25 protein-coding genes are annotated in these 23875 nt (G+C 61.7%); 10 read left to right on the top strand and 15 right to left on the bottom strand.

Going from position 1 to position 23875, the window contains the following annotated elements; all coding sequences use genetic code 11:
* Positions 1-4: 4 nt before the first annotated feature.
* The 8 genes from sufD to CHU95_RS05795 all read right to left on the bottom strand — a co-directional run bounded on the left by sufD (position 5) and on the right by CHU95_RS05795 (position 9454).
* Complete coding sequence (sufD, locus tag CHU95_RS05830; protein ID WP_094454682.1) at positions 5-1264, bottom strand: Fe-S cluster assembly protein SufD; 1260 nt, start codon at positions 1262-1264, stop codon at positions 5-7.
* The gene (locus CHU95_RS05825; protein WP_094454680.1) at positions 1265-2143 is read right to left on the bottom strand and encodes a hypothetical protein; all 879 of its coding nucleotides are present in this window, start codon (positions 2141-2143) and stop codon (positions 1265-1267) included.
* A gap of 3 nt (positions 2144-2146) precedes the next feature.
* On the bottom strand, positions 2147-2905 hold the full coding sequence (gene sufC / locus CHU95_RS05820) for a Fe-S cluster assembly ATPase SufC (RefSeq protein ID WP_425435949.1): 759 nt from the start codon (positions 2903-2905) through the stop codon (positions 2147-2149).
* A gap of 182 nt (positions 2906-3087) precedes the next feature.
* Positions 3088-3372 (bottom strand): GIY-YIG nuclease family protein, encoded by a 285-nt coding sequence (locus CHU95_RS05815; protein ID WP_094454678.1) that lies wholly within the window; start codon positions 3370-3372, stop codon positions 3088-3090.
* Positions 3373-3536: 164 nt separating this feature from the next.
* Entirely contained in the window at positions 3537-5018 is a 1482-nt protein-coding gene (sufB, locus tag CHU95_RS05810) for a Fe-S cluster assembly protein SufB (RefSeq protein WP_094454676.1), read from the bottom strand.
* A 39-nt stretch (positions 5019-5057) separates the two neighbouring features.
* Complete coding sequence (locus CHU95_RS05805; RefSeq protein ID WP_094454674.1) at positions 5058-5513, bottom strand: SUF system Fe-S cluster assembly regulator; 456 nt, start codon at positions 5511-5513, stop codon at positions 5058-5060.
* A 430-nt stretch (positions 5514-5943) separates the two neighbouring features.
* Positions 5944-7056, bottom strand: a complete 1113-nt coding sequence (locus CHU95_RS05800; protein ID WP_094454672.1) for an alkaline phosphatase D family protein — start codon at positions 7054-7056, stop codon at positions 5944-5946.
* Between the two features lie 145 nt (positions 7057-7201).
* A complete protein-coding gene (locus CHU95_RS05795) occupies positions 7202-9454 on the bottom strand; it encodes a TonB-dependent receptor (RefSeq protein ID WP_165772033.1) in 2253 nt (750 codons plus the stop codon).
* Positions 9455-9745: 291 nt separating this feature from the next.
* On the opposite strand from CHU95_RS05795, the gene CHU95_RS05790 reads away from it, so the two are divergent.
* Together CHU95_RS05790 and CHU95_RS05785 are read left to right on the top strand one after the other, a co-directional pair.
* Positions 9746-10624, top strand: coding sequence for a 50S ribosomal protein L11 methyltransferase (locus tag CHU95_RS05790; protein ID WP_094454670.1), 879 nt, complete (start codon positions 9746-9748; stop codon positions 10622-10624).
* A gap of 6 nt (positions 10625-10630) precedes the next feature.
* Positions 10631-10963: a YnfA family protein gene (locus tag CHU95_RS05785; protein ID WP_094454668.1), complete on the top strand. Its 333-nt coding sequence runs from the start codon at positions 10631-10633 to the stop codon at positions 10961-10963.
* Positions 10964-11380: 417 nt separating this feature from the next.
* On the opposite strand, the gene CHU95_RS05780 is transcribed toward CHU95_RS05785, so the two are convergent.
* A complete protein-coding gene (locus CHU95_RS05780) occupies positions 11381-12178 on the bottom strand; it encodes a tetratricopeptide repeat protein (RefSeq protein ID WP_094454666.1) in 798 nt (265 codons plus the stop codon).
* A 51-nt stretch (positions 12179-12229) separates the two neighbouring features.
* Here CHU95_RS05780 and CHU95_RS05775 point away from each other — a divergent pair, with 51 nt between their 5' ends.
* Both CHU95_RS05775 and CHU95_RS05770 read left to right on the top strand, forming a co-directional pair.
* Positions 12230-13153 (top strand): SDR family oxidoreductase, encoded by a 924-nt coding sequence (locus CHU95_RS05775; protein ID WP_207762395.1) that lies wholly within the window; start codon positions 12230-12232, stop codon positions 13151-13153.
* Between the two features lie 41 nt (positions 13154-13194).
* Positions 13195-14472, top strand: a complete 1278-nt coding sequence (locus CHU95_RS05770; protein ID WP_094454664.1) for a DUF445 domain-containing protein — start codon at positions 13195-13197, stop codon at positions 14470-14472.
* Between the two features lie 25 nt (positions 14473-14497).
* Here the strand turns inward: CHU95_RS05770 and CHU95_RS05765 are convergent, their stop codons facing one another.
* Together CHU95_RS05765 and CHU95_RS05760 are read right to left on the bottom strand one after the other, a co-directional pair.
* Positions 14498-15199 (bottom strand): hypothetical protein, encoded by a 702-nt coding sequence (locus CHU95_RS05765; RefSeq protein WP_094454662.1) that lies wholly within the window; start codon positions 15197-15199, stop codon positions 14498-14500.
* Between the two features lie 97 nt (positions 15200-15296).
* Positions 15297-15965 (bottom strand): glutathione S-transferase family protein, encoded by a 669-nt coding sequence (locus CHU95_RS05760; RefSeq protein ID WP_094454660.1) that lies wholly within the window; start codon positions 15963-15965, stop codon positions 15297-15299.
* A gap of 240 nt (positions 15966-16205) precedes the next feature.
* On the opposite strand from CHU95_RS05760, the gene CHU95_RS05755 reads away from it, so the two are divergent.
* The gene (locus tag CHU95_RS05755; RefSeq protein ID WP_094454658.1) at positions 16206-16700 is read left to right on the top strand and encodes a GNAT family N-acetyltransferase; all 495 of its coding nucleotides are present in this window, start codon (positions 16206-16208) and stop codon (positions 16698-16700) included.
* Here the strand turns inward: CHU95_RS05755 and pip are convergent.
* Entirely contained in the window at positions 16684-17634 is a 951-nt protein-coding gene (pip, locus tag CHU95_RS05750; RefSeq protein WP_094454656.1) for a prolyl aminopeptidase, read from the bottom strand. The genes CHU95_RS05755 and pip overlap by 17 nt on opposite strands.
* A gap of 109 nt (positions 17635-17743) precedes the next feature.
* On the opposite strand from pip, the gene CHU95_RS05745 reads away from it, so the two are divergent.
* From CHU95_RS05745 to CHU95_RS22345, 3 genes are all read left to right on the top strand, one after another.
* Positions 17744-18142 carry a group III truncated hemoglobin gene (locus CHU95_RS05745; RefSeq protein WP_094454654.1) on the top strand — a complete coding sequence of 133 codons (399 nt, stop codon included), beginning with the start codon at positions 17744-17746 and terminating at the stop codon, positions 18140-18142.
* A gap of 148 nt (positions 18143-18290) precedes the next feature.
* Entirely contained in the window at positions 18291-18635 is a 345-nt protein-coding gene (locus CHU95_RS05740) for a hypothetical protein (protein ID WP_133065446.1), read from the top strand.
* Positions 18636-18721: 86 nt separating this feature from the next.
* Complete coding sequence (locus CHU95_RS22345; protein WP_165772032.1) at positions 18722-18883, top strand: hypothetical protein; 162 nt, start codon at positions 18722-18724, stop codon at positions 18881-18883.
* A gap of 52 nt (positions 18884-18935) precedes the next feature.
* Here the strand turns inward: CHU95_RS22345 and CHU95_RS05735 are convergent, their stop codons facing one another.
* Together CHU95_RS05735 and CHU95_RS05730 are read right to left on the bottom strand one after the other, a co-directional pair.
* Positions 18936-19961 (bottom strand): zinc-dependent alcohol dehydrogenase, encoded by a 1026-nt coding sequence (locus tag CHU95_RS05735; RefSeq protein ID WP_094454650.1) that lies wholly within the window; start codon positions 19959-19961, stop codon positions 18936-18938.
* A gap of 219 nt (positions 19962-20180) precedes the next feature.
* Positions 20181-20537, bottom strand: a complete 357-nt coding sequence (locus CHU95_RS05730; RefSeq protein ID WP_133065445.1) for a hypothetical protein — start codon at positions 20535-20537, stop codon at positions 20181-20183.
* Positions 20538-20716: 179 nt separating this feature from the next.
* Here CHU95_RS05730 and CHU95_RS05725 point away from each other — a divergent pair, with 179 nt between their 5' ends.
* On the top strand, positions 20717-21589 hold the full coding sequence (locus CHU95_RS05725; RefSeq protein ID WP_165772031.1) for a sugar phosphate isomerase/epimerase family protein: 873 nt from the start codon (positions 20717-20719) through the stop codon (positions 21587-21589).
* A 25-nt stretch (positions 21590-21614) separates the two neighbouring features.
* Here the strand turns inward: CHU95_RS05725 and CHU95_RS05720 are convergent, their stop codons facing one another.
* The gene (locus CHU95_RS05720) at positions 21615-22454 is read right to left on the bottom strand and encodes an isopenicillin N synthase family dioxygenase (RefSeq protein ID WP_094454644.1); all 840 of its coding nucleotides are present in this window, start codon (positions 22452-22454) and stop codon (positions 21615-21617) included.
* Between the two features lie 153 nt (positions 22455-22607).
* On the opposite strand from CHU95_RS05720, the gene CHU95_RS05715 reads away from it, so the two are divergent.
* On the top strand, positions 22608-23678 hold the full coding sequence (locus CHU95_RS05715) for a patatin-like phospholipase family protein (protein WP_094454642.1): 1071 nt from the start codon (positions 22608-22610) through the stop codon (positions 23676-23678).
* The last annotated feature ends 197 nt before the right edge of the window (positions 23679-23875 follow it).

Raw genomic sequence — 23875 nt, 5'->3', positions numbered from 1 at the left:
CGGATCAGCGCGCCCCCATCCAGGCCTCGGCGCGGGCACGGAAATAGGCCCTCACCGTCTCGTTGATAATCTCTTCCAGCGCCTCGTCCAGGAAGGCGCCGATCAGCAGCACGCGGGCAGCATTGCGCGGGATGCCACGGGCGCGCAGATAGAACATCTGGTCCTCGTCCAACTCACCCGCCGTGGCGCCGTGGCTGCACTTCACATCGTCGGCATAGATTTCAAGTTCCGGTTTAGAATTGATCTCCGCCTGTTCCGACAGCAGCAGGGCGCGATTCAACTGATAGCCATCGGTCTTCTGCGCATCGGGGCGCACGATGATCTTGCCCTGGAATACGGCGCGGGCCGACCCGTCGATCACGCCCTTCACCACCTCACGGCTGGTGCAATGCGGCTTGGCATGGTCGATCAGGGTGGTGATGTCGCTGACCTGGTTACCCGTGATGGCGTAGGCACCGGACACCCGCGCCTCAATGCCGGTGCCATCCAGCACCTGACGCGCCTCATGCCGGGCCAGGCGCGCCCCAAGATTCAGCACAAAGGTGTCATAGACAGCATCCTGGGCAAGATGGGTGGACACATTGGCCAGATGCCAGGCGTCCAGCCCCTCGGCCTGAAGCTTGTAATGATGCAGTCGGGCAGCGATGCCGACGGTTACATCAGCAACGATGTTGCTGACATAGGCGTCCGCATTGGCACCGACGTGATGTTCCACCACCGTGGCCTCGGCCCCGTCGGCAATGTCGATGACAATACGCGGGTTCCACAAGGCGGCCTTGTCCCCCGCTGTCGCGGCAATGAAGACCAGCTCTACAGGGCTGGCCAGCTTCAAGCCGGCTGCCACGCGCAGGACCGCCCCCTGCGACGACAAAGCGCTGTTCAGCGTGCGCAGCGGTCCATCCCCCAACATGGGCGTCGCCTCCGCGGCCAGGGACGACAGCACCACGCCGTCGGGCAGGTCATCTACACGCGACAGGTCGGCGCGATACTGTCCGGCGACAAACACCAGACGGGGGCCGGGCGTCTCCAGGGCGGTGGGGATGGCATCCACCGTTACCGCCGCTGCGTCCGGCGCCGGACCCAGGGTCAACTTGTCCAACCCGCGCAGATTGGTGAATTTCCAGGCTTCGACCCGCGTGCTGGGCAGGCCGGCCTTGGCAAAGCGCGCCAGCCCCTCGCCGCGCGCACCGGACAGGGCGGGGGCCAACGCCACCACCTGTTCCACGAAACCTTTGGCCGTCTGGTTCTGTTCGTCGCGCATCATTCAAAGCTTCATATCGTAGAAGTTCATGTTCAGGCCCGGCACGTCATATTCGGCACAGCCGAAACGCCGGAACCCATGCAGCGGATAAAATTGGGGCGCCTGGCAATCCATCGTCTCCACCGCCGCCCGTGTGCAGCCCAGCCTGCGCCCCTCATCCAATGCTGTGGCCAGCATGGAAAAACCGGTACCGGTGCCGCGCAGACTGTCGTCCAGCCAGACCATGTCGACCATGAAGTCGCTGTCTACGGCATAACAAAGGGCGGCCCCGCGCGGGGCGTTGGTCACGATATCGCGGACATAGGCCGATACCAGTTTCACGGGCGCGCCCAACACCGCCTGCCGGCGGGCATCGGTGATGCGCCAGATTTCCTTGGCCAGATGCTTTGGCGCCGGTTCATGCACAGCCAGCGCAAAGCCGGCGGGCATCAAAGCCTCGCCCCTGCCGATCCGCTTTTCCAGGATGGTGAAGACCCCGCCCCTGATATGCGGCCCGATCACCTGCCGCACGCCATAGCCGGCGGCCAGGTAGGGGGTGGTGTCGTCATGCGCGCGCACCACCATGATCATCCGGTCGGCGTCCCGGCGTGCCAGTTCAGCCTCCGTCCGGGCCAGCACCGAAGCAATGGCGGGACCGGGATCGATGTCAGGAATGGTCCAGGCGCCCCAGAAACAATAGGCGTCGCGGCCCCATTGGGTCAGCGACAGGCCCGCCCGCAGGGCACCCGTATCCGCCTCGCCCGCCACCATCACGAACCGCCCCTGGGCAGGCGGCAATGCAGCCGCGTTATAGGCCATCAGCCCGCCCAGCACGATTTCGGCGTCCGGTCCCGTGACCGGCACGTCATATTCGATGCTGATACGGACGCCGGGGGCAACCATGGATCAGGCCGCCTCGGTCACGCCGAATTGGGCATAGCCGTTGGCTTCCAGCTCCAGTGCCAGATCCTTGCCGCCCGACTTCACGATGCGGCCATTGGCCAGCACATGCACGACGTCGGGCACAATATAGTCCAGCAGGCGCTGATAGTGGGTGATGACCAGCATGCCGCGTTCAGGCCCGCGCAGCTTGTTCACACCTTCGGCCACGATCTTCAGCGCGTCGATATCCAGACCGCTATCGGTCTCGTCCAGGATCGCCAGTTTCGGCTGAAGCACGGCCATCTGCAGCGCTTCATTGCGCTTCTTCTCGCCGCCGGAGAAGCCGACATTGACGGCGCGCTTGATCATGTCATCGGTCATCGACAGATCCTTGGCCTTGGCCCGGATCAGCTTCAGGAACTGCATGGCATCCAGCGGCGCCTCGCCCCGCGTCTTGCGGATGGCGTTCAACGCTTCCTTCAGGAAGGTGGTGTTGCTGACGCCGGGGATTTCGACCGGGTACTGGAAAGCCAGGAACAGACCAGCGGCGGCCCGCTCTTCGATTTCCATGGACAGCAGGTCCTGCCCGCCGAAGGTGACGGACCCTTCTGTGATCTCATAGCCCTCGCGGCCCGCCAGCACATAGGACAGCGTGCTTTTGCCAGCCCCGTTGGGGCCCATGATGGCATGCACCTCACCCGCATTGATGGTCAGATCGACCCCCTTCAGGATCGCCTTGCCATCCACCGTGGCGTGCAGGTTCTTGATTTCGATCAGGGACATTTGCTGCTCCGTACTGCCGGACCTAATCCGGTTCCTGTCTTTGCTCTACAACCCCGCCCCCTCCACCGTCATCCCCGCGAAAGCGGGGACCCAGCGAGAGCGGCGATAGCCGCGACATAACTTGTATCGGTGCCGATGGTGCCTCACGGTTCCTGCTTGCGCGGGAATGGCCGTAAAGCGATCTACAGCAACGTTGAACTCAAATCGTTCCAATCCGGGTTGGACGATTCGATCAGCTCCAGCTTCCAGGCCCGGTTCCACTTCTTCAGGCGTTTTTCGCGATGGATCGCATCGTCGATCCGCTCGAACGCTTCATAGTAGACCAGAGTCTTGATGCCATACCGCTTTGCGAACCCTTCAACCAAACCTTCCCGGTGTTCCCAAATCCGTCGGCCCATGTCGCTGGTCACGCCAATATAGAGCGTCCCGTTGCGTGCACTGGCCAGGATATAGACATAGCCGGGCATCTGTTCCTTTACCTCCGCCCTTCCCTCCTATCCCCTTGATGTGCTGGGACCCGATGAGAGTGGCGATAGCCGTGAGATGACTCATATCGGCGCTAACCGCGCCTCACGCTGGGTCCCCGCTTGCGCGGGGATGACGGGGAGGGACGGCATAGCGGTTGAGAGCCTTACCCCACAGACCCCTCCAGACTGATCGCCACCAGCTTCTGCGCTTCCACGGCGAATTCCATGGGCAGTTCCTTCAGCACTTCCTTGCAAAAGCCGTTCACGATCAGGCCGACCGCGTCTTCTTCCTTCAGGCCGCGCTGGCGGCAATAGAACAGCTGGTCCTCGGAGATTTTGGCTGTCGTCGCCTCATGCTCCACCCGTGCAGTCCGGTTGCGGCTTTCGATATAGGGAACGGTGTGCGCCCCGCATTTGTCGCCGATCAGCAAACTGTCGCACTGGGTGAAATTCCGGGCGTTCTGCGCCTTGGGCAGGATGCGGACCAGGCCGCGATAGGTGTTCTGCGCCTTACCGGCGGAGATACCCTTGGAGATGATGGTCGACCGGGTATTCTTCCCGATATGGATCATCTTCGTGCCAGTATCGGCCTGCTGCATATTGTTGGTGATGGCGACGGAGTAGAACTCGCCCACCGAATTGTCGCCCTGCAGGATACAGCTCGGATACTTCCAGGTGATGGCGGAGCCGGTTTCGACCTGGGTCCAGCTGACCTTGGAGTTGCGGCCGCGGCAGGCAGCGCGCTTGGTCACAAAATTATAGATGCCGCCCTTGCCATTCTCATCGCCCGGATACCAGTTCTGGACCGTTGAGTACTTGATGGTGGCGTCATCCAGCGCCACCAACTCCACCACGGCGGCGTGCAACTGGTTCTCGTCACGCTGCGGGGCGGTGCAGCCCTCCAGGTAGGAGACGTAGGAGCCTTCGTCGGCGATGATCAGGGTGCGCTCAAACTGCCCGGTATTCTTCGCGTTGATGCGGAAATAGGTGGACAGTTCCATGGGGCAGCGCACGCCCTTGGGGATGTAGACGAAGCTGCCATCGGTGAAGACCGCACAGTTCAGGGTCGCGAAGTAATTGTCGGAATAGGGCACGACCGTCCCCAGATACTGGCGCACCAGATCGGGATGGGTCTTCACCGCCTCAGAGATGGAACAGAAGACGATGCCCTTTTCCTCCAGCTTCTTCTTGAAGGTGGTGGCCACCGATACCGAGTCGAACACAGCATCGACCGCGATGGACGGGCTGTCGCCTGCCCCCTCGACACCGGCCAGGATGGCCTGTTCCTTCAGGGGGATGCCCAGCTTCTCATAGGTCTTCAACAGTTCGGGATCGACCTCGTCCAGTGACTTTGGGCCGGCCGTGGTCTTCGGTGCCGAATAGTAATAGCTGTCCTGGTAATCGATGGGCGGGTAATGCAGCTTGGCCCAGTCCGGCTCTTCCATGGTCAGCCAGTGGCGATAGGCCTTGAGGCGCCATTCCAGCAGCCATTCCGGCTCGCCCTTCTTGGCGGAGATGAAGCGGACGATGTCTTCGGACAGGCCCTTGGGTGCTGTTTCCGACTCGATATCGGTGAAGAAGCCGTACTTGTACTTCCCCTCCGCCAGGTTCTTCACCTGTTCGATCGTCTGCTCAGTGGCGGCCATAGCTGTCGCTCCCCTTCAAACCCTTCAACCCTTGTCTGTTCAACCGGCGAGAACGGTGCTGGGCACCGGTCCACGCTCGAAATCGAACAAAGCCGGGGTGGCCATGTCGGCCAGCGTCACATCCTCCAGCGCGCGGCGCACGGCGCTGTTCACCTTTTCCCAGTGGTTCTTGCGCGAACACAGGCTTTGCACCCCGCACCCGCCGGAACCACCATCAACGCAATCGGTCAGCGCTATCGGCCCCTCGATCGCCTCAATGATGTCCACCACATTGATCCGGTCGGGTGTGCGCGACAGGCTGTAGCCGCCCGCCGCCCCCCGGTGCGATTGCAAAAGGTCGCCCCGTGTCAGCAGCTTCAACAGCTTTTGCACCGTTGGCATCGGCAGGCCCGTGCGGTCGGCCAGGGAATTGGCCGTGTGCAGCGCGCTGTCGGCATGCGCCAGGGTGGTCAGGACCACCACGGCGTAATCCGTCATTTTGCTGAGCCGCAGCATGGACGTTGCGAACCTTTCTCAATACAGGACCAATTTGGTACCGATTAAGTGAGCCGGTTGGGGCCGGGTGTCAAGCATCCGTCCCCCTGCGCGTGGCACGGGTGGCATGCATCCGTTAACGCAGCCATGCAGCAGGCGGGATTTTTCGCCCCCGCAACATGCCCCTTTGGGCGTTGTCACCCTGGCGGCGGGGGCGCACCATTCTTCTCATGACGGGGGCAATCAGGACCAATCCCCGCCAAAACCGACCAGCCCAGATGACGGGCGGCCGGACCATCGGCCGGATTTATCGCGGCGAAGCCGCCGCTCTTGTGCGGTTTAATATGGTTTGTGCCCATCCGGCTGAAGCCGAGAGGCTATCGAGAAATGGCGGACCGTCTCCTGGTTGGGACGGCCCGCCATCTTCGTTTTCGAAGGGTGCGTTAGGGGCCTAGCCCACCTGCAGGTCGGACAGCGCCAGAACCTGACGTAACTGCTCCACCCCGGTCACATCGCGAATGGTCACCGTGACCCGCTTGGCCGCCCAATCAAGCTCGATCAGGCCGAAATTCTGCGCGCGGTAGGCGTCGCCCACCCGGCGGGCATTGGGCGGCAGCACCGGCCAGACTTCGGTCAAACCCGACGAGGTGAAATCCCAGAGCGGATAGGGCACGTTCCAGTCTAGGCGGGAGATTTCCGCATAATGTGTATCGCCGGAAATACAGAACAGCCCGTTGGCCCGACGCTCCCGGATGGCCTCGATCAGGCGCTGATGGTCATGAGTGAAGTTGATCCAGGCCTCCCAGCCCGGAAAATCCGACACGACCTGCAGAGATGAGGCCAGGATGCGCACATCGGCGGGGCGGGACAACTGCGCTTCCAGCCATTGCCACTGCGTGTCACCCAACTGTGTAGCCGCCCCTTCCGGCAGGCGGGCATAGGGACCGGGCACGCTTTGGCCCGCCTCATGCCGGGCCTTGGCCCAGTCCTCATAGCCCTTGCCGCCCATGTCGATGGTGGCCAGGGGCGTGCGGTTCCAGCGCAGGTCGGGCAGGATAATCTGTAACCGCCGGCCCCGGGGGCCGACTTCATAGGAAGTGTAGATGCCGTCGGGCTGGGTGCGGCGGATGCTGTTGGGCGCTTCACCAAAGAAATCGCAGAACAACTGCCGGCTCTGCTCCTTCATCGGATATTCGGCGCCGGCATCATTTTCGCCGAAATCATGATCGTCCCAGGTGGCAATGATGGGCACTGAATCGCGCAACTTCTGGAAGCCCGGCTTGGCCGCCAGCATGGCGTATTTGGCCTTCATATCCTCGACATTACGGGTGTCGAGATAGACATTGTCACCCAGCAGAATCATCAGGTCGGGTTTGGCGGCCAGGATGGCGTCCCAGATGGGCTGCTCCTTGGTTTGATGCGCGCAGGACCCAAAGGCGATGCGGGTTGGGGCGACGGTTTCCGGCAGGCGGCGCACGGGCTGGGCTTGGGCTGCCTGGGCCATCAGCGGGGCAGCGGCCAGCCCGGTCAGCAGCAGACGGCGGTCAAGAAGAGGGCGGGACATTGGGGGCCTCCGAATAGAAAGAAGGGGCGGGCCCAAGGCCCGCCCCAGTTTCAAAAAGGGAAGAGAGACAGTCAAAGGGTGCCGGTGGGTGTGAGCGGTTTCCGCCTGACCGGAAACCGCACCGGCGTCTGAGGACCTGACAGGATTAGAACTGCTTCTTCAGCGACACGAAGAACTGACGCGGAGCGCCGGCCAGCAGGGTCTGCGACGTGCCCGTCGGGTCGCTGTTGGTGAAGCCGTTGGAACCGATGGTCGACACATGTTCCTTGTCGAACAGGTTGGTCACATTGGCCTGCAGCTCGGTCCCTTCCAGCCAGGCATTGCCTTCAAACCGGTAACCGACGCTGATTTCCGCCAGCGTATAGCCTTCCACGGAGGCGTCATTCAGGTAGGTGTAGTAACGCTTGCCGGTATAGGCAGCGCTGGCCGAGGCATAGAGATTGCCGTCATCGTACTTCAGTTCACCGCGCAGCAGGTTCTTGGGCGCGTTCACGACGGTCTTGCCATCGGTCGCCGCTGTCACAGCCCCGTTGGCGCCCCGCACGTTATCGTCGTACGTGCTGTCATTGTAGGTGTAGGAGGCAACGATGGAGACAGCGTCCGTCACAACTACCGTGGCGCCGGCCTCAATACCGCGCGTCGACACGCCACCGACATTCTGCAAGGCCGCCGGGTTGCCGACGATGCCAGGCCCCAGGGTCAGGGCCAGCAGGCGGTCATCGAACTGGACGTCATAGGCGGCGACCACGCCCTGAACCATCCCGACATTAAAGCGCCAACCCAGCTCGATGGTCCGGCTGCTTTCGGGCTCCAGACTGTTGCGGATGGCGTTGAAACCGTCCTGGGTGGTGGAGAAGGGGCCCGCCGTGTTGGAGCTTTCGAACGTACGGATGTTTTCGGCATAAGAACCGAAGATCTGGTGTTCATCGGTCAGTTCATAGACGAAACCAGCCTGAGGCAGGAAGTTATCCTCGGCCTTGATGGTGCCGTTCTTGACGGGGCCGATCAAAGTCTTGGCCGTGTTCTCGACCTTTACGGACTTGAAGCCCGCCGTCAGCGTCAGGGCGTCCGTCAGCTTCCACGTGTCGGACAGGTTAAACTGCCGCGTTTCGGTGTCGAAATCGTACTGCCACTGTGTAAAGAAGGGCCCGCGCTGGAACTGCGTGGAGGAACGGCCCGGGCTGGCGCGGTTCAGGCTGTAGAAGCGGCGCGCGTGGCTGAAGTCATTCTGTTCGACCCAGAAACCGCCGCTGACCGTGTGATCGCCGATCTCAGCCGTCAACTGGCCAACGCCGCCAAAACGTTCAATGCCATATTCGGTGGTGCGGATGGACATCGGCGCGCCACCCGGCGTGACCACATAGGGCGTGAACCACAGGCCCTGCCCATCATTCTTGTGGCCATAACCCGTCACGTCCAGTTTCAGCGCGTCGGTCAGCGGATAGGTGAAGTTCACCGCCGCAATCGTATCCTCACGCAGGCCCGCCGCATCGTAGTAGGCATCGTCGACCGACGTGATCTTGCCCGGGAAAGGACCGGTGACCAGACGGTTATAGATGTCGGCGACACGCAGCGCCGTGGCCCAATCCTTGGCGAAATTGTCCCAGTCGTAACCCAGACGGCCGATCATTTCCTTGGACAGGTCCTGGTAGTCATTCTCGGCCCGGTCGGACCAGTTGACCCAGGCGCTGATCTCGCCCTCGCCCACTGTTTGAACGACCTTAAAATTCATCTGGTCTTGGCGTTGGACGCCATCGCCCTTCCACTTGTCGGCATTCTGACGGGTATAGCTGATATAGGCGCTGGTGCCGGTGGACAGTTCGCCCGTGTCCAGGCGCACAAACCCGCGGCCTGTCTTTTCGCTGCCGGCGGTGCCGGCGATGTAGGCGCCTGCTTCCTTGGCCGGGCGGCGAGAGGTGAACTGCACCGTGCCGCCGAGATTGCTGGTGGATGCGGTGGCCAACGAACCCGCCCCCTGCGCCACCGTCACCTGGTCGATATTCTCACTGCTGATGGCGCGGGAGATGTGCAGACCGTTATGGTTGCCATAGGACATGTCGCCCAGCGGCACCCCATCCAGCGTGAAACCCAACTGGTTCTGGTTGAAGCCACGGATGCTGATGCGGGTCGACCATTCGTAGGCGCCGAACGGATCCGCCGACTGGAAGCTGACGCCGGGCAGGTTCTCAATGGCCTTCAGCGGGCTGGTGCCCGGCGCTTCCAGGGCGATGACGGCCTGGGTTACACCCTGCACCTGGCGAGCTTCGCCACGGCCATAAACGATGATCTCTTCCAGCATCGGGGCGGCCGCAGCCACCTGTGTGGTCTGGGCAAGCGTGGGGGAGACGGCGAACAGGGTGGCGAGCGCCGTACCGGTGATCAGATGACGAGAGTTCATTATGGGCATCCCTTTGGTCGCCGGCATGGTTGCTGCGGCGCACAATGGGCGGATAGCATTGTTATATTTCAGTGATTTGACGTGTTTCCGTCGGAACCATGATGGTTATGTTTCGGGGTTGCGAAAGATTGCGGCAGTACATGCACCTTCCGTTACGGAATGTTTCCGCGCTGGCAATGGCGCACTTTCCCGCAGATGTCTGTGCCGCAAAGGGCCATTGCCGGGGTGCCGCCTTGCGACTAGAAAGGTCCGACGGATATGAATTGTGACGGATAAAGGGCGGAGAGTTCCATGCAGCCGATGTGGCGTGTCGCGTTTGAGGTGCCGGAGGCGCTGGTTCCTGTTTTCGCCGATATCGTGGAGCCGCATGTTGATGCCGTCTCTACCTTTGAATTGCAGGAGGGCGGCCAGTGGCTGATCGAATGCACCTCCTATAATGAACCTGACACCAGCCGCATTGGACTGAAGCTGGCCGTACTGGCCGCCGCCCATGGTATCGCGGAACCGGAACTGACCAAGGAACCGCTGGCCCCCATCGACTGGGTAACCCAGACCTATCTGTCCTTTCCGCCGATTGAGGCGGGGCGCTTCTTTATCCATGGCAGCCATCACAAGAAACCCGTGCCCAAGGGCAAGATGGGGCTTCAGATCGAAGCCGCCATGGCCTTCGGATCCGGTGAACACGCGACGACCCAGGGCTGCCTGCGCGCCATTTCCGAGTATGCGGCCAAAGGGCGCAACAGTTTCCGCAATGCGCTGGACATGGGCTGCGGGTCGGGCATCCTGGCCTTCGCCATCGCCAAACTGGCACATAAGCCGGTGATTGGGGTCGATATCGACAAACTTTCGATTGAGATCGCCACAGAGAATGCCCGCCTGAACCGTGTGCATAAACTGGTGAAGCTGTATGCCGCCAATGGCTATGCCGCTGAAGCGGTGCGCCGCCATGGCAAGTTCGATATGATCGTTGCCAATATCCTGGCCCGCCCACTGGCGAAGATGTCGCCGGATTTGAACAAGTATTTGGTGTCCGGCGGTATCTGCATTCTGTCGGGCCTGTTGCACCGCCAGGAACCACTGGTCATCAACGCTCACCGCGCCCAGGGCCTGCGCCTGATCAAGCGTTATCGGCTGGGGGACTGGTCTACCCTGGTGATGAAAAAAGGCTAAGGGCCCGTGGCGGGCGGCACGGCCCTACTCTATATCGTGGCCGCCTTCGCGGAAATCGCTGGCTGCTTCGCGTTCTGGGCCTGGATGCGGGACGGGCGGTCAGCCCTCTGGCTCGTGCCCGGCATGGCCAGTCTGGCACTGTTTGCGTGGGTTCTCACCCGCGTACCCGTCGATGCGGCGGGCCGGGCCTTTGCCGCTTATGGTGGGGTCTATATCGCTGCCTCGTTGACCTGGTTGTGGCTGGTGGAAGGGCAAAAGCCCGACCGCTGGGACATTGCGGGGGCGGCGTTATGCCTGGCGGGGGCAGCGACAATTCTGTGGGGGCCGCGGGGCGCGTGATCGTGACGACGCGGCCGTGTGCCGGTGCCTGACAGGTGCCGTGGTAAGCAGATGTTCCGGACCCAGCCTTTCAGCCGGCGGGTCCAGCCGCCGGGGTGCGGTGCAACGGAAGGTTCACCGGCCGTTGACGGTTCGGGATTTCCGCAACGCGCCCCCTGCCACCGAACCTGATGCAATCCGTTTACCGGGAGGGGCATCCGGGGCCACTCGAACTATGCCCAGAAGGTCCGGGTGATTACCTATTCGGCCATGCTGGGTTCACATTTGCCACGCTGCTGATCTTGCACAGGGCTTCGCCATGTTCTGCGGCGCCATGTCCGGGCTGTTTCCAGACAGCGCGCCCGGTGTTGGCCGAGATCATCCACGGTGTGGAACATCTGTTTTCTATGAGGAACTGACGGAAGCGGATGCCGACCCTTACTGTTCCTTCTTCTGCTTCAACTCGCGCTTCTGTTCCGATTGGGCGCGGTCCAGGGCGTTTAGGTTCTGCAAGGCAATAGTCGAAGCCGGTGACCCCGGTGCCACACGACGCACGGCCTCCCAATCCTGCTTGGCATGGATCATGTCGCTTTTTGCCGCGCGCAGATTGCCGCGGAGCAATAGGGCCTCCCCGCTCTGCGGGGCCAGGCGAAGAGCCGCCTCCACATCCACCATCGACTTGGCATCCAGCGCCAGCACATGATGCGCCTGGGCCCGCAGCAGCCACGCCTCTGCCATCTTCGGGGAGAGTTCGATCACCCGGTCCAGGTCGGTGATGGCGTCCCAGTATTTCTCGATGCCGGCGCGCGCAATGGCACGATCCATCAGAATCTGCGGATCACGCGGGGTCAGTTCCAGAGCCTTGCCGAACGCCACTTCCGCTTCCGGCAGTTTGTGGGCGTTGGACCAGGCCATGGCGGCCCGGCTGTACAGGTTGGCACGCATGGACGCCGATTCGCGTACCATTTCATCTGCTGTTGCCTCCAGAGCCGGGGCCGCCAGCAACCAGTCGCCGCGTAGCAGCAGCGCCAGCGCCTGGCACAAGCGGGCCTCTGACCCGGCACCTTGCCTTTCCCACAGCTTTGCCTCTTCGAATGCGAAGTCTGGCAGCTCCTCCGCACGGGCCAGACAGGCGGCACGGTTGGCGAAAACGGTTCCTTCATGGCCCGCCACAGATAACGGCAGGCTCAGGAGGGTGAGGGCGGTCAACGCCCCGGCATTGAGAAAGCGGCTCATAGCACGGTACAAATCCTGATCCCTCCCCAGTAGGCAAGTGTCAAAAAAGTCATGATCAATCTGCATCCCCTGCCGGCTGGCCGGTTGTTCATCTTTGGCCTGGGTTACACGTCGCTGCGGCTGGCTGATTGTCTGCGCAGGCGTGGCTGGTCTGTTGCCGGTACAACGCGGGGGGCGGAAAAGGCAGCTGCCCTGCGCGCGGCTGGTATTGATGCCTTCCTTTGTGACCGCGGCCAGCCGATTGCCGACTGGGCGTCAGCCCTGGACGGTGTGACCCATCTCCTGTCATCGGTGCCGCCGGATGATCGTGGCGATCCGGTGCTGGACACCCATGGGTCGGATATCGCCTCACGAGCCAATGTCCTGCGTTGGGTCGGCTATCTGTCGACCACCGGTGTCTATGGTGACACGGGTGGCCAATGGGTGGATGAGACCTCCCCCTTGAACGCTGCCGGTCCCCGCGGACAGCGGCGGGTACTGGCTGAACAGGGCTGGATGGATTTGCACATACATCACGGTCTGCCGGTTCATCTGTTCCGCCTTCCCGGCATTTACGGTCCGGGGCGCAGCGCCATCGATTCGATTCGTGCGGGTACCGCGCGGCGGATCGACAAGGCTGGCCAGGTCTTCTGTCGCATTCATGTTGACGATATCGTTGGGGGCCTGATTGCCTCCATGGCGCGGCCGATGCCAGGCATGGCCTTTAACATCGTGGATGATGAGCCAGCGCCTGCCGCCCAGGTGGTGGCGTATGCCGCGGGTCTGCTGGGGGTGGAGCCGCCGCCGTTTGAACCGTTCGACCCTGCGTCCATGTCGGCCATGGCCGCCAGTTTCTATGCTGACAATCGGCGCGTCCGGAACGACCGGCTGAAACAAATCTTGGGTTATCGGCTGGTCCACCCTACCTATCGAGAGGGATTGGCCGCCCAGATGGCCACAGAGTCACATGGTATCGGCCTTGTTACGGGTGGGTAAATCTCCGCACATGGGCCGCCCGGCGGGAGTAGCATCACGATATGAGCAGTATCGACCCAAGTCCGAACAGCCTGCCCGACCCCGCTGATGATGATAGTCTGGCGCGCGACCTGTCGCGCCATCGCTGGCTGGCGGGGGGCTGTCTGGCGTTGGCCGCCGGTGGCTGGGCCGTCAGTCACGCGCCTTTCATGCCGGCCGGCATTGCCCCGGCTTTGCGGGCCATTGCTGAAGCAGGGATGGTCGGGGGCCTTGCGGATTGGTTTGCGGTGACTGCCCTGTTCCGCCGCCCGCTGGGCCTGCCCATTCCGCACACGGCGCTGGTGCCGCGCAATCGTGACCGTATCGCCGATGGGATCGCCGCCTATATCGACCGGGAGTTCCTGGAACCCGCCATGCTGGTGGAGCAGGTACGACGTATGGACCCGGCAGCCCGGATCGCGGGCCTTCTGGCCGACCCCGCAGACCGGGGCAGGATGGTCGATCTGGTCGCGGGCATGTTGCCCGGTCTGTTGTCTAGCCAGGGGGATGCGCCCCTGGCGCAGGCACTGGGTCGTGCGCTAGCGGCAGGGCTCTCGCAGGCCGACCTGCGTCCGGCGCTGGCTGGTGCGCTCCGGCATTTCGTGAACAGCGATGCCCTGGAGCCGCTGCTGCGGGAGGTTGTAGATCGCTTGATCCATCTGGTTCACAGCAAGCGCGGTTTTGTGGAGGCGGCGGTGGCCGGCAAGTCGCGCTGGTGGATGCCCTCCTCGGTCGATAAATCGCTGGCGGATACGATCAACGAGGCCGTGCTGGGCCATCTCTGGGACCTGCGCAGCCCACATGCCCCAGCAGGACAGGAACTGCGTGACTGGCTGAAAGCCCTTCCCGACGAAGTGGCGGACGGCAGCGAACTGGCCCAACGCCTGCTCGAAGCGTTGCGGCAGTTCACAGGGCCAACCGTAGCTGGCCCCCTGCTCCATGACCTGCTGGCGGGGCTGCGCGATGCTGCCCTCCGCGATCTGGAGCGCGCCGATGGTCACATCCGGTCTGCGCTGCATAGCGTGGCCGAATCGCTGGCAGGTGCCATGCAGGAACCGCCGGTACGTGACCGGCTGAACCAAGCGGTTGAACAGGCCTTTACAGCCGCCTTGCCACGCTGGCGTCAGGCGATCAGGGAATTTGTGGCCAAGACCCTGAAAGCGCAAGATGTGGGAGAGTTCACCCGCCGCCTTGAACTGCGGGTTGGTCGTGACCTGCAATATATCCGTATCAACGGCACCCTGTTGGGTGCCGCGATCGGCGGTCTGCTCTATGGCCTCAATACTTGGCTCGCCGGATGAATCCGTTGCCCGGCCACGTTGGGGTTCAAGGTGTGGCAAAGACCGAGAAAGTGATCCGGGCATTCATTTCCAGCTTGTCCTGGACACCGGGCAGGGCATCAGCCATCGGGGCCGATGGAGCGGCGGCAACCATCATTTCCGACTTGCGGTAACCGCTGACGCTGATGCTGTTGACATCTCCGAACTGGATCATGCCAACGCGGTATGTCCGGCCGGGGAACGCGTCGTTCAGGCGCTTCAATTCGGCATTCACCTGCGTGTAGATCTTGTCGCGTAGGATGGCGCGTGTCGCTTCAGTCTCGGCCAGGGTGGGATCGAAGGCCATGTTGTCGACACGCACCTGCTGGCCAGGCTTGCTGGCCTTTTTCGCCCGATCCCCGAGAGATGCCAGTTGGTTTTCTGGCAGGCGGGCCTGCAACAAGGCCTGCCATCGTTCCAGCCCAGCACTGTCGCTTTGCGGGTTAAGAGCAATGATGCGCCAGTCGGCACGGTCCGCAATGCCGGCAACAGCCTTCAGCACATCATTGCGGACCGTGCCGCTATTGCCATTGCCGGCCAAGTCTACCACCAGGGTTACCAGCGCCGTCTCCGTTTTCACCCATTCTTCAGCCGACAGGGTCAGCGTCACGGTGTCGGTCACGGGCGATGCCACATTCTGGGCGGAAACGGCCGGGCCTGCGGTTACCAGCAGACTGGCAAGGGCCAAGGAAACCAACGACCGGCGCATGTGATCTCTCCACTGTCTTCTTGTTCGGGCCTGTTCGCCCATGGACAAATCCTACCCTGCCGTGTGGGGCCGAATTGCGACAAGAATGCGGAAAGGATCAGAAATCGAGATCGGCGTAATGTTTGGGCGGCGGCAGCCCCGGCTGGTGGTCGGTCAGGATGTGGCGGAAGCTGGGTCGGCTTTTCACCCGTGCGTAGAAATTCTTCGCCTCCGGATGGTCATCCCAGGGTACATCCCCAAGATAGTCGATGGTGGATAATTGCGCAGCCGCGGCAATGTCCGCCCAACTGAACTGATCGCCGGCCAGCCAGGTCCGCCGGTCACACAGCCAACCGATATAGTCCAGGTGATAATGGATATTGGCCAGCCCGGCGCGGATCGACTGGGCATGCGGCGTTCCCTGGCCGGAGAAGCGCTTGAACAGTTTTTCCCCGACCAGAAGGTCCGTTACTTCTGTCTTGAACTTGACATCGAACCAGCCGGCCAGACGCCGGACCTCCACCCGCTGCGCAACGTCGCTACCGAGTAGGGTTGTGGTCGGATAAGCATCCTCCAGATACTCGCAGATCGCATTCTGGTCGGCGATCACCGCGCCATCAGCCTCCACCAGAACCGGGACCTCTCCAGCGGGGTTCATCAGCATGAACACCTCTCGCCGTTCCCAGGGTTTTTCCAGTTCCAGGGCAAATTCCAGGCGCTTTTCAGCCAGCGCCACCCGCACCTTGCGTGAGAAGGGGGAGAGGGGATGGTGAAAGAGGGTCCGCATGCGCCGTTCCGATCCGCCGCTGTTTTGTCGGCTAAGTCAAACCTGATGCCACAGGCGGCTGGCCTGTGACAAGGGGCAGGCATCGCACTCTTTTGGCCAGGGGCTTGTGAATATGGGGAAAATCGCATCTGATCTTCTGTAGTCGCGGCTGAACGGACCTTGCCGCCGACAGCCGGGATGGACAGGACAGGGTGAGGATGTAATATCCAGAGACCGACAGCTTGGGCGAAAGAGTGGATAATGACACTTGTTTCAGTTGTGCGGCCACTTGTGGCAACGGACCGTACGCAGTGGCGCAGCCTGTGGGATGCCTATTGCCGCTTCTACAAGGTTGAGGTGCCCGAACGGGTGACCGGTACGCTCTGGTCCCGCATTATGGACCCTTCTGCGCCGGTCAAGGGACTGGTCGCAACCGATGCCGATGGCCACCTGCTTGGGCTTTGCCATTACGTGCTGCACCCGCATACATGGTCGGCACAGTTGCTCTGTTATCTGGAGGATCTGTTCACCGTCGAAACGGCGCGGGGACAGGGCGTCGGTAGCGCATTGATCAATCGACTGGTGGAGATGGGCGACAAGGCGGGTTGGGGCCGGGTCTACTGGCACACCCAAGAAACCAACACGACCGCCCGTATCCTGTATGACAAGCTTACGGGTGGCCATGACGGATTTGTCCGCTATACGGTGCGCCCAGGCACTCAAACGGTGAACTCAGGCTCTAGCGCAGTGTCTTAAATCGTTCCGTGGCCTGGACCAGCGCGGTGCGCACGCCCGGTTCCATGGCACTGTGCCCGGCATCGGGGACCACGATATAGTCTGCCTCCGGCCAAGCGCGATGCAACTCATCGGCGGTCCGGATCGGGCAGACTATGTCGTAGCGTCCCTGGATGATCACAGCGGGGATGTGCCTGATCGTGCGGATATCCCGCAGCAGCTTATCCTCGGGGTCTAGGCCATTATTTCGGAAATAATGCGCCTCGATCCGCGCCAGCCCAAGGGCATGATTATCCTCGCCGGAAGCGGAGACCAGCTCCGGGCTGGGCATCAGGGTAGAACAGGCTCCCTCATACATGCTCCAGACGCGGGCTGCGGGCAAATGCACAGAAGGATCCGGGTTGGTCAGCCGCTTCCAGTAGGCTTCAAGCAGGTCTCCCCGTTCACCAGCGGGGATAAAGGCATTAAAATGTGCCCAGGCCTCCGGAAAGATGTGTTTCATCCCGTAAAGGAACCAGTCGATCTCCGATTTGCGCATCAGGAAGATGCCGCGCAGGATCAAGCCGATCACCCGGTTGGGATGCGCTTCGGCATAGGCGATCGACAAGGTGGAACCCCAGGAACCACCAAAGACCATCCAGCGGTCGATGCCAAGATGTGTCCGCAGGGCCTCCAGATCGGCCACCAAATGCGGGATATCATTGTTACGCAGGTCACCCAGCGGAGTCGACCGACCGGCACCACGCTGGTCCAGGATCACGATACGGTAGAAGGTGGGATCGAAGAAACGGCGATGCGTGGGCGAAGCCCCAGCCCCCGGCCCCCCATGCAGGAACAGGACCGGCACACCGTCAGGATTGCCACTCTGTTCCCAATAGAGGTTGTGAATATCGTCGACCTTCAACCGGCCGGTCTGAAAAGGGTCGAGCGGGGAGAAAAGATCGCCGCGGGGCATGGATACATCCGTTTGTTGTTGCCCCGATAGTAAGGCAAGCAGCGGGCGCAACGCAAACCGTCCGCGAAAAACAGGCCAGTGGCCATCAGGAAGGGGTTAAGATAGGTAGATGACCATTTCTGATCCTCCCTTTCACCGTATAGATGATGCCAGCCTGGCCCACCTGGTCGTGGAGTTCTATGCGGCTGCCCGGCTGGACCCGGTCTTGGGTCCGGTTTTCCAGCAGATGGTGGGAGAGGGAGATGCGCAATGGGCGGCCCATTTGCGCCGTGTCCATGATTTCTGGTCGTCGGTGACCCTGGGCACCGGCCGGTATGACGGAAGACCGATGCAGGTGCATGCGGGCATTCCGGGACTGGAGGCCCATCATTTTCAGCGATGGCTCGCCCTGTTCGCCCAAACAGTCGACAGCCTGTTCACCCCGCCGCCAGCCGCGGCCCTGCGCGACAAGGCGGAACGGATGAGCCAGGCGTTGCAGCAGGGACTGACCATGGCCCGTTCCGCTTAAGCGGCGAAATTTACTACTTGTACTGTGTCTGATCCACGCCCACCTTGGCCCTATGATCCCGCAACCACCCCCTTCCTGTGTTGACAAGCCGCTGATCGGGCGTCCCCGCCGATGGTTGCGGCAATGGCCGGGGCGTCTAAAGTCGCTGTTGCTACTGCTGATGTTGGCGGTGGCCGGGGCGCTTTCGGGCCTGGGTATATCGGGCGCCGAAGCGGAACGGGCGCGTGATGGTCTTTCTACCAACGGCAATCTTCGGACAACGCTGACAGAGACGGCGCCGCTGCTGCTGCAGGACGAATGTCCGCGGGCCCGTCCCGATCTTTCCAACGGCGATCCACCGCCAACAAAGGCCATCACGACCGGGGCCTATCAGGTTGCATTAGTCGTGTCTGCCCCCGTTGTGCGAGGGCAGTTTGGTCCTGACCTGAACAGGGATCGTGCGGGTCATGCTGCCCGCATGCCGACCGGCCCGCCCACCGTTCGTTCTGTCTGATCCCCCCCTAGATTTGGATATGCACGTTGTGCCGTGACGGCGCCCCCTGGGCTGCCGCCCACACGTGTCGGCAGAAAGTCCTGATAATGAAAAAGTCTCTGTTCTTTTATCTTGCCGCTCTGGCCACAGCCGGCGGGGTCATGATCATCAGCCGTCAATGGGGCGGCTTCCTGCTTCTGGCCACCTTTATCCTCTGGTTCCTGCATTCCGTGTTTGCCAGCACGGATAGCACAGGCCGTCAGATGTAAAGCGGGGAAGGGGGGATGCCATCTGGTTCGGCCTCCCCCCGCACAGGCATTTTTACACAGCCAGTACCACGCGGCCGTCGACCTGTCCGGCGCGCAACCGGTTCATCACCGCGTTGATGTTGTCGAGATTGTCCACCGTCACGGTGGCCTTCACCTTGCCCTCACCAGCAAACATCAGCGCCTCTGCCAGATCGGCACGGGTGCCGACGATGGAACCCCGGATGGTGATCCGGTTCAGCACCACATCGAAGATGGGTACGGGGAAGTCGCCCGGCGGCAGGCCGACCAAGCTGACCGTACCATGTCGGCGGGTCATGCCGATGGCCTGGGCAAAGGCTGCGCGACTGACGGCAGTGACCAGGACGCCGTGTGCGCCGCCAATGGCGGATTGTACCTCCCTCACCGGATCGGTCTTGGTGGCGTTGACCACCAGATCGGCGCCCAGCGCACGGGCCAGGGCCAGCTTACTGTCAGCCACATCGACGGCAGCGACATGCAAGCCCATAGCCTTGGCATACTGAACCGCCACATGGCCCAGACCGCCGATACCGCTGATCACCACCCACTGACCGGGTCGGGTGTCGGTTTCTTTCAGCCCCTTATAGACGGTGACCCCGGCACACAGGATCGGGGCGATGTCGGTGAAGCTGACGCTGGCGGGCAGATGACCCACGAAGTTGGGATCGGCCAGCACATATTCGGCATAGCCACCATTAACCGAATAGCCCGTGTTCTGCTGGGCCGTACACAAGGTTTCCCATCCGGTCAGGCAATGTTCGCAATGACCACAAGCCGTGTAGAGCCAGGGCACACCAACCCGGTCGCCCTCCCGTACGGTTGTGACGCCAAGACCGCTCGCCACAACCGTTCCCACCCCTTCATGTCCGGGGATGAAGGGCAGGGGTGGTTTTACAGGCCAGTCGCCATCTGCCGCATGCAGATCGGTGTGACAGACCCCGGATGCTGCAATCTTTACCAGAATCTGACCAGGACCGGGCCGCGGCACCGCGACCTCCTCCAGGCACAATGGGGCGCCATAGGAACGGACAATCGCAGCCTTCATCTTCTGCGGCAGCATGGGGCGGGCTTCCTTATGGAATGGTGGGCAGACCCGTCGCCCACCCTTTGCCGTCTACCCTATGGCAACCAAAGAAACATGCCCTTGATGCAGGTCAACGGGGGGTAAGCAGCCCCCAGGTGTCTGAGGGCCGCCAACCACGCTCCCAACAGACAGAAGGTTTTCCGTTTCGTCGCTTCATGCCCGATGCAAAAAACTTCGATCTGAATCAGATGCGCTCTAGGCTGCGGCCCCCTCTTCCATTCCGCGTGCCTGCCAATGGGCCGGCATGGATGGAATATGGCCACCGCCCAGGATGGGACGCGGGGCCATGCGGCGGAACCGTGTGTGCTGCTGATCGGCAGGCCGTTCCACAATACGCAGCACCGATGTGCCAATCTCCCCGCAGCCCTGGCAGACAAAACCCCGGCTGAACGCCGCCACCGGCCAGTCATGGCCGTGACGGCGGACCAGCAAGTCAGTCCGCCAGCGGCATTCCTCCCCACAGCAGACACAATGCATGTCGAAATCGTGGCCCCGGAAATTAGCCAGACCCACATTTCCGGTCAGGGCGCTGTGTCGGATTGCCGGTCGCATCACATCCTCCATCGTCGCAGATGTTCTGTTTGTGTTCTTATACAATGTTCCCTTTTTGTTCTCAAGTGGATTCATCGGTGCTTGCCAGGACAGGCGGATGCAGGGATAAGCGAAGGATTAACTGACAACGCTATCAGCGGCGGGGCGGTGGAAACATGCGCAGGCACGGGATATACAGCATGATGGTGGGGCTGGCCCTGCTGCTGGGAACAAGCACGGCGGCCATTGCGGGAGCTTCGCCACCTGTGCCCGACGCCAAAATCGCAGTACAGCTTTACAGCCTGCACAAGGACCTAGCCCGTGACCCGGTCGCCACTTTGAAGGCCCTGCGCGCCAGCGGGGTCACCCAGGTGGAGGCCTTCAATACGCTGGGCTTGGAGCCCGCCGCCTTCAAGGCACTGCTGGATCAGGCGGGGCTGACGGCATCGGGTACCCATGTCGGCATCAAGGAATTGCGCGACAATGTGCAGGACATCATCAATACGGCGACGATCGTGGGCTATCGGTATGTCGGGGTTGCGTGGCTGAAACCACCGGGCGCCGGTCCAAACCAGGGCATTGGCCCGGCGGAGATCGACGCCGCCATCGCCGCCTACAGGTCCGCCTGCCCAGCCTTGAAGGCGGCCGGCCTGCGCGTGATGTATCATCTGCACGGCTATGAATTCGCGGCGGACGGGGCGGGAACCCTTCTGGACCGACTGCTAGCGGGCCTGGATCCGGGCTGTGTTGACCTGCAGATGGACGTGTTCTGGGTGCTGAAGGCTGGGGTCGATCCCGTGGCCCTGCTGGAAAAGCTGGGGGGAAGGGTAAAGCTGTTGCATGTGAAGGACATGCGGCCTGGTGCGTCGACCGGTGAATTTACCGGTTCGGCCCCGCCGGGGGATTTCGCCCCCATTGGTCAAGGCAGCGTCGATTGGACGCTGTTGCTGGCCGCGGCCCGCAGGGCTGGCGTTGACTGGTATGTGCTGGAGGATGAGTCGCCGACGCCAGCGGCGCATCTAGCGGCGTCGCTGGCCTGGCTGCAAGGCAAACAGCCGGGCGGCGTGCGGTAGACCCGCACGCCCCGGACACTCGTCCTTATTTCTTCAAACCAATCTCACGCAGTCGCTGATCCAGGAACTCACCCGCCGTCAATGCGGCTGACAGGCGGACATCCGGGCGGGGATGCAGGAACATCGGCATGGAATAGCGCGCCACATTATGTTCCGGCGGCGGGTTTACCACCCGGTGGGGTGTGGCGGGGATGAAATTGCCCGAGGCCAGTTTCAGCATGTCGCCACCATTGACAGCGATCATGCCGGCGTCGCAGGGCACATCATGCCAGTTGCCAGCCGTATCCTGGGCCTGCAGTCCTGGTTCGCTGCCCGTCACCAGCAGGGTGATCAGGTTGATATCCTCATGGGCTGCAGCGCGCACAGCCCCCGGTTCATACCCTTCGCCGATGGGCGGATAATGCAGGACACGGAACAGGGTGCTGGTTGACCCAGTCATCATGCTGGGCAGCGGTTCGAAAAACGCGTCACGTACATTCGGCGGTACATTGTCCTGAATCCAGGTCAGCAGCGTCTGTCCCATCGACAGAAGGTCGGCATACATGCGGTCAGTCGCCTCCTTTACCTGCGGCGGCAGGCGGCGGCCCGGATAGACATGGTAGAATTCCTTCAGGTCCTTCAGTGCGCTGTCTTTGGCGTTTTCGGACTTGAAAGGGAAAAACCCGTCCTGGATTTCCGGATCAAATTTATAGTCGAATTTGCCTTCCCAGGCGAAGAAGCCCGACCAGACCTTGTACAATTCCTGAATCAGGCCTGTATCAATCGGGTGGTTGCGCAGCACGGCGAAACCTGTTTCGTGCATGGAGCGCACGAACTGCTGGGCGGCGTCTGGCGCCTTAAAATCCACGGTGGCGATGTTGAACATGCGTGTCAGGCCTTGCGCTGGCGGTTCTCGTGTATGGATTACCTTTTATCATCACGCCTGACGGCCTTCCGTCAATAGGCCGCCCCTTGCCCGATGACGGTCGGACGCCTATGTTGCGGCGCGATATACCCCTGAGAAATGGCCGGTCCTTCGATGTGTTCCAAGCCCCTGCGTTTTCTGGCCGGGCGAGAGGCGATGACCCGTATCCGCCGAGACGGGCTGTATGAGGAAATGTTCGATGTTGTGGCCGGTGCCAGCGGCGGCGCGAAGTGGCTGGCCCTGACCCGTCTTGATCAGGCCCTGTTCGGCCGCTGGTTCCAGCAGCGGACACGGCCGCTGCATATGGTGGGCAGTTCCATCGGCACATGGCGCTTTGCCTGTCTGGCACAGCCCGACCGGGTAGCGGCGGCACAAAGGTTCGAGGCTGCTTACCTGGATTACAGCGTGGACGACAGGGTGACGGCAACTGAACTGACCGAGCATTGCCGAAACTTTCTGCGTCTGATCTTTGGTGCCGATGGCATTGACCATGTGCTGTCCCATCCGTTCATGCGACAATCCATCCTGGCGGTCCGGGGACGAGGCCCGATTAAGCCGCCCCTGGGAAAGATCGGGCTGGGTCTGGGGCTTGGAATGGCCGGCATTGCCAATCTGGCCAGCCGGCGCAGCCTGCCCCTGTTTTTTGAACGGACTGTGCTTTACGACCGTCGTGATCCGCCACCCTTTGATCTTCTGGCGGAGTTTCCGACCCAATCGGTCCCACTGACCGCCAGCAATCTGATGCCGGCCTTGTTGGCATCCTCTGCGGTGCCGTTTGTGTTTGAAGGGGTAATTGATCCCGATGGCGCACGACCCGGTCTTTATCTGGATGGCGGCATCATGGATTACCATCTGGATATGGCATTTACGCCGCCTGGTCTGATCCTCTTTCCGCATTTTTCCCATCGCATCATTCCGGGCTGGTTTGACAAGGCTCTGCCGTGGCGCAGGGCAAGAGAGGTCAGCTTGTCGCGCATGCTGGTGCTTTGTCCCTCTGTTGAATTCACCCAAGCCCTGCCATTTGGGAAGATCCCGGATCGGGGTGACTTCCAGCGTATGGATACAGTAACCCGTCAGAAATACTGGCGCACGGCAGTGGCAGAGACCGACCGACTGGCTGATTGCTGGTTGGAAGCTGTTGAAAAGGACCGAGTGCCGGACCTGATTGAACCATTGCGGCCCTGATTGAGCCCCTGTTGGCTGGCATAACCAAAAGGTTAGGTTGTGGCTGTTTCGTAGGGTGAGTGGGAAAATGCAATATAATTTGCATTATGCATGTTGCACTTTGCAAACCTCGATGTTTTCTATGTCAATAGTAGGTAAATGAAGAGCCGGGTGCCGCAGAAACCCTCAACTTCCACGCTTCGCCATCACTTGGCACG

This window comes from Niveispirillum lacus, assembly GCF_002251795.1.
In the GTDB taxonomy this organism is placed as follows: Bacteria; Pseudomonadota; Alphaproteobacteria; order Azospirillales; family Azospirillaceae; genus Niveispirillum; species Niveispirillum lacus.
Note: the sequence above shows the minus strand (reverse complement) of the source record. Positions and strands in the feature narration are given on the sequence as shown.

Bases quoted from the DNA above. Each gene is read 5' to 3' on its own strand.
- CHU95_RS05775 (WP_207762395.1), top strand. From the start codon at position 12,230: ATGATCAATCTGCATCCCCTGCCGGCTGGCCGGTTGTTCATCTTTGGC.
- CHU95_RS05735 (WP_094454650.1), bottom strand. From the start codon at position 19,961: ATGCTGCCGCAGAAGATGAAGGCTGCGATTGTCCGTTCCTATGGCGCC.
- sufD (WP_094454682.1), bottom strand. From the start codon at position 1,264: ATGATGCGCGACGAACAGAACCAGACGGCCAAAGGTTTCGTGGAACAG.
- CHU95_RS05795 (WP_165772033.1), bottom strand. From the start codon at position 9,454: ATGAACTCTCGTCATCTGATCACCGGTACGGCGCTCGCCACCCTGTTC.
- CHU95_RS05765 (WP_094454662.1), bottom strand. From the start codon at position 15,199: ATGCGCCGGTCGTTGGTTTCCTTGGCCCTTGCCAGTCTGCTGGTAACC.
- sufB (WP_094454676.1), bottom strand. From the start codon at position 5,018: ATGGCCGCCACTGAGCAGACGATCGAACAGGTGAAGAACCTGGCGGAG.
- CHU95_RS05800 (WP_094454672.1), bottom strand. From the start codon at position 7,056: ATGTCCCGCCCTCTTCTTGACCGCCGTCTGCTGCTGACCGGGCTGGCC.
- CHU95_RS05815 (WP_094454678.1), bottom strand. From the start codon at position 3,372: ATGCCCGGCTATGTCTATATCCTGGCCAGTGCACGCAACGGGACGCTC.
- CHU95_RS05805 (WP_094454674.1), bottom strand. From the start codon at position 5,513: ATGCTGCGGCTCAGCAAAATGACGGATTACGCCGTGGTGGTCCTGACC.
- CHU95_RS22345 (WP_165772032.1), top strand. From the start codon at position 18,722: ATGAAAAAGTCTCTGTTCTTTTATCTTGCCGCTCTGGCCACAGCCGGC.
- CHU95_RS05755 (WP_094454658.1), top strand. From the start codon at position 16,206: ATGACACTTGTTTCAGTTGTGCGGCCACTTGTGGCAACGGACCGTACG.
- CHU95_RS05720 (WP_094454644.1), bottom strand. From the start codon at position 22,454: ATGTTCAACATCGCCACCGTGGATTTTAAGGCGCCAGACGCCGCCCAG.
- CHU95_RS05760 (WP_094454660.1), bottom strand. From the start codon at position 15,965: ATGCGGACCCTCTTTCACCATCCCCTCTCCCCCTTCTCACGCAAGGTG.
- CHU95_RS05715 (WP_094454642.1), top strand. From the start codon at position 22,608: ATGTGTTCCAAGCCCCTGCGTTTTCTGGCCGGGCGAGAGGCGATGACC.
- CHU95_RS05725 (WP_165772031.1), top strand. From the start codon at position 20,717: ATGATGGTGGGGCTGGCCCTGCTGCTGGGAACAAGCACGGCGGCCATT.
- CHU95_RS05780 (WP_094454666.1), bottom strand. From the start codon at position 12,178: ATGAGCCGCTTTCTCAATGCCGGGGCGTTGACCGCCCTCACCCTCCTG.
- CHU95_RS05745 (WP_094454654.1), top strand. From the start codon at position 17,744: ATGACCATTTCTGATCCTCCCTTTCACCGTATAGATGATGCCAGCCTG.
- CHU95_RS05825 (WP_094454680.1), bottom strand. From the start codon at position 2,143: ATGGTTGCCCCCGGCGTCCGTATCAGCATCGAATATGACGTGCCGGTC.
- CHU95_RS05770 (WP_094454664.1), top strand. From the start codon at position 13,195: ATGAGCAGTATCGACCCAAGTCCGAACAGCCTGCCCGACCCCGCTGAT.
- CHU95_RS05790 (WP_094454670.1), top strand. From the start codon at position 9,746: ATGCAGCCGATGTGGCGTGTCGCGTTTGAGGTGCCGGAGGCGCTGGTT.
- sufC (WP_425435949.1), bottom strand. From the start codon at position 2,905: ATGTCCCTGATCGAAATCAAGAACCTGCACGCCACGGTGGATGGCAAG.
- pip (WP_094454656.1), bottom strand. From the start codon at position 17,634: ATGCCCCGCGGCGATCTTTTCTCCCCGCTCGACCCTTTTCAGACCGGC.
- CHU95_RS05730 (WP_133065445.1), bottom strand. From the start codon at position 20,537: ATGCGACCGGCAATCCGACACAGCGCCCTGACCGGAAATGTGGGTCTG.